Source organism: Falsiroseomonas sp. RANM36 (assembly GCF_056682175.1).
On sequence record NZ_JBWXTD010000004.1, the window covers coordinates 361,327 to 365,315 of the forward strand.

The 3,989-nt window shown below is 74.6% G+C and carries 3 protein-coding genes; all 3 read left to right on the forward strand.

Annotated elements, in window-relative coordinates; genetic code table 11:
• The first annotated feature begins 329 nt into the window (after window positions 1-329).
• Window positions 330-980, forward strand: a complete 651-nt coding sequence (locus AC1MIR_RS15495; RefSeq protein WP_480029090.1) for a hypothetical protein — start codon at window positions 330-332, stop codon at window positions 978-980.
• Window positions 981-1,247: 267 nt separating this feature from the next.
• Window positions 1,248-2,843, forward strand: coding sequence for an ATP-binding cassette domain-containing protein (locus tag AC1MIR_RS15500; RefSeq protein ID WP_480029091.1), 1,596 nt, complete (start codon window positions 1,248-1,250; stop codon window positions 2,841-2,843).
• Window positions 2,840-3,989, forward strand: a 1,150-nt coding sequence (locus AC1MIR_RS15505; protein WP_480029092.1) for an ABC transporter transmembrane domain-containing protein, incomplete at its 3' end; no start/stop codon positions are given. The genes AC1MIR_RS15500 and AC1MIR_RS15505, both read left to right, overlap by 4 nt.

The following is a 3,989-nucleotide window of genomic DNA, read 5'->3' on the forward strand; positions in this document are numbered from 1 at the left end:
AGGCCCTGTCCGCCATCGGCGGGCAGGGCCTTTCTGATTCCGCGCCGTCCCGTACGGCCCGGAACGGGCATGATGCTCCCATCGGACCTCAGAAACATCACGCAATTCACTGAATCATAACAAAACAGCAGCGGGGAATCCCATGCAGCGAGTCCGCTCCTGTGGGGTTGGACGAGTCCAAACGACAGCCCCTTTGCGCGCATTACCGGACAGAGAAATCAACCAATACGCGCAAAATCTTAACGGACGCCGCACAAACCCCTTGATGCCAGCCTGAGTCCCTGGTTTTGTTCTACGTATGGTTGATATTCCACGGAGGATCTAAACCGATGCGCGATGCCTTGCTGGTCCACACGTCGCGGCCGCTCGACGAACTCGTCCGGCGCCGGCTGCGGCAATGGCCACAGCGCCCCCCCGGCGCCCCGCGCACCCAGCGCCAGTCCGGCACCTGGCTCCGGGCCCGGCCGGGCGACGCCAACATTCTCGGGCAGCCCTTCCTGAAGCTGCCGGGCAGCAACACCTTCCGGACCATTCCCGACGGGCTCTGGCTGCATTTCAGCCCCGATCCCGCCGACCGCTGGGCCGACATCCTCTGCATCGAGGCCTGCGGCTCGGTGCAGAACCTCCAGGACAAGCGGGCCCGCTTCGCCCCCTCCACCTCCTCGCTGCTGGTGGCCTGCCCTGTCCGCTGGATGCTGGAGCCGGCGGAACCCAACGATCCGACGCCGCGCTGGCACCTGATCCGGCTGCTGCGCGACGAGCCGACCGAGCCGCTGGTCCTCCCCGTGCGCGACATCCGCGTGCTCTACGGGCTCAAGCAGCGCCACTACCAGTCGGTGGCCCGCGGGCAGGTGCCGCAGCCGCACGAGTATTTCTGCCCGATCGAGGCGCTGACCGCGGAACGCGGGCAGGAGGACCCGGCGCTCGCGGCGCTGATCGGCCGGGCCTCCGCCGCCGCCAACTTCATGGTCCCGGCTTGAACGCCGGCGGGGGCGGCGGACCACCGCGGCGCGACGGCGGCGTCGCCGCAACCGGGATTCACCTCCATTTAGGACCGGCGGCGTAACCTCCCGCCCGCGCCGCCGCTCCCGGTCGGCGCCGTGCGACGAGTGCCGCCCGTGCAGCCTGCCCAGATCCCGCATCCTGCGCCGTCCGCCGGTCCCCGTCCGCGGCCAGGGGCGGCGCCCGACCCGCGCTGGCTTGCGGCGCCGCTGCGCATGGCCGTCGCGCGGCATGGCGCGGGCGCCATGCCGGCGCTGCTGCTCGCGACCCTCCTCCTGACGCTGCTGGCGCTGGCGCTGCCGATCGCGCTGCTGCAGGTCTATGACCGGATCCTGCCGCAGGCCGCGACGGGCACCCTCGCCTTCATCGCCCTGGGCGTCGCTGCAGCGATCGCGCTCGAACTCCTGCTCCGCATCACGCGGGCCGAGGTGCTCGGCCGCCTGGCCGCGGTGGCCGAGGCGCGCGCCCCGGCCGCCGCGATGCGGCGCATCGCCGGCACTCCCGCCCCCGCCTTCGAGGCGCATGGCAATGGCTGGTATTCCGAGCGACTGGCGGCGATCGGCACCCTGCGCGAGGCCTGGTCCGGCCCGGCGCTGCAGGCGATCCTCGACCTGCCCTTCGCAGGCCTCTACCTGCTGGCCATCGCGCTGATCGGCGGCCCGCTCGCCGTCGCCCCCGCCAGCCTCTTGCTCTGCGTGCTGCTGCTGGGCTGGGCGGTGGGGCGGCGCGTGCGACGGCGGGCGGAGCGCCTCGCCGCGGCGGAGGAGCGGCGCTTCAACTTCCTGTTCGACGTGCTGCAGGGCCTGCACGCGCTGAAGCTGCTCGGCGCCGAGCCGCTGCTGGAGCGGCGCTACGGCAGGCTGCAGGGCGGCACGGCCGCGCTCCGCCGCAGGCTCACCGGCGCGGTTGCCGCCGCGCAGGAGGGCGGGCTCCTTTTCGCCCATCTCGCCACCGTGGCGACCGCCGCCTGGGGCTGCCTGATGGTGCTGGACGGCGCGCTGACGGTCGGCGGGCTCAGCGCCTGCGTCATGCTGGCCGGTCGCTCCATGCAGCCGCTGCTCGGCGGCATCGCGCTCTGGGTGCGCTGGCAGACACTGGCCGATGCGCGGCGTCGCATGGCGGAGCTCGCTTTGCTCCCGCAGGAAGCCCGCCCGGACCTGCCGCCGCTTCGGGTGCGCCAGGGCGCGATCGCGCTGCGCGGCATCCGCTTCGGCCCGCTGATCGGCGGCGGCCACCTGTTCGAGGATCTCTCGCTCGCGGTCGCGCCGGGCGAGTTCCTCGGCATCACCGGCCCGAATGGCAGCGGCCGCTCCGCCCTGCTGCGGCTGATCGCCGGGGAGGCGCGCCCTGCCGCGGGCGCCGTGCTGGTGGACGGCCGGGACCTCGCGCGCCACGACCATCTGGCCGCGCGGCAGGCCATCGCCCTGGTGCCGCCCGACCCGGCGCTGGTGGCCGGCACGCTGCTCGAGAACCTCACCCTCGGCGAGGCGGCGTTCGAGGAAAGCGCGCTCGCCTTCGCCGCCGCGCTCGGGCTCGATGCCGTCGCGGCCGGGCTGCCCGGCGGCTGGCACACGCCGGTCGGCACCGGCGGCATGCCGCTGCCGCGCGGCGTGATGCAGCGCATCGGCCTGGTCCGTGCCCTGGCGCGCAAGCCGCGCATCCTGCTGCTGGACGACGTCACCTCCCAGCTCGACCCCGAGGGCGATGCGCGTCTCGGCCGCGTGCTCGGCCAGCTTGCGGGCCGCGCGACGATCCTGCTGGTCAGCCATCGCCCCTCCGCGCTGTCGCGCGCGGACCGTGTGCTGCGGCTGGCCGGCGGACAGCTGGAACCCGCGACGTGAACGCCTTCGTCCAGCCCCCGGTCGCCGACCCGCCGGCCGGCATCACCGGCACGCGGCCCGGCCTGCTGCGCGCCGCGCATCCGCCGGGCCTCGCGGAGACGGATCTCTCGCGCTGCCTCGTGGCGCTGCTCGCCGTGCTGCGCTGGGATGGCGGGCCGGACGACGTCCTGGCCGCCCTGCCCCATGCCGAGCCACGCCCGGACCTGACGGACATCCGCAACGCGCTCGGCCGCCTCGGCTTCCCGACGCGGCCGGAGCGGCTGCGCCGCGGCGGGCTCGATCCGCGCCGCCTGCCCGCCCTGCTGCTGCGTCCGGGCGAGCCCGCCTGCGTGCTCTACCGCAACGCCGCCGGCGAGGTGCTGCTGTTCGACGGCGCAACGGGACATGCCGGCGCCTGCGTCGCCCGCCGGCTGTCCGGCACGCTCTACATCCCCTGCGCGCCCGAGCCCGTGCGCGCGCGCGAAAGCTGGACCGGCGCCGTGTTCCGCCGCTTCGCGCCGGCGATGCCGCTGCTGCTCGGCATCTCCGCGCTCGTTGCGCTGCTCGGTCTCGCCGTGCCGGTCTTCACCATGCTGGTCTTCGACCTGGTGGTCACCGGGCGGCAGGCCGACGTGCTGGAGATGCTGGTGGCGGGCGTGCTGCTGGCCGCCCTCGGCGAAGTCGGCTTCCGGGCGCTGCGCCAGCGCGCGCTCGCACGCATCGGCGAGCGGCTGGACCGCCTGGTGCCGGAGGGCGTGTTCGGCCAGCTGATGGCGCTGCCCGCCGCGCTGGTGGAGCGCGCCGGCACCGCGGCGCAGGTCTCGCGCCTGCGCGATTTCGCCGGCATCCGGGAGATGCTGACCGGCGCCTTCGCGCTGGCCGTGCTGGACCTGCCCTTCACGCTGCTGGTGCTGGCGCTGCTGCTGGCGCTCGGCGGCTGGATCGCTGTGGTGCCCGTCGTCTCGGCGCTCGCCTTCGCGCTGCTGTTCGTCGCGACGCGCGGCGCCGCGCAGCGCGCCATCAACGCCGCCGCCCAGGCGGGCCAGGCGCGCGAGGTGCTGGCGATCGAGCTGCTGGAGGGCCATCGCACGCTGCGGCTCGCGGGTGCGATGGAGCGCTGGTCGGACGGCTACGCGGCGGCGGCGGCCGCCGCCCCCCCCGCCGCCC

Bases quoted from the DNA above. Each gene is read 5' to 3' on its own strand.
- AC1MIR_RS15495 (WP_480029090.1), top strand. From the start codon at position 330: ATGCGCGATGCCTTGCTGGTCCACACGTCGCGGCCGCTCGACGAACTC.
- AC1MIR_RS15500 (WP_480029091.1), top strand. From the start codon at position 1,248: ATGCCGGCGCTGCTGCTCGCGACCCTCCTCCTGACGCTGCTGGCGCTG.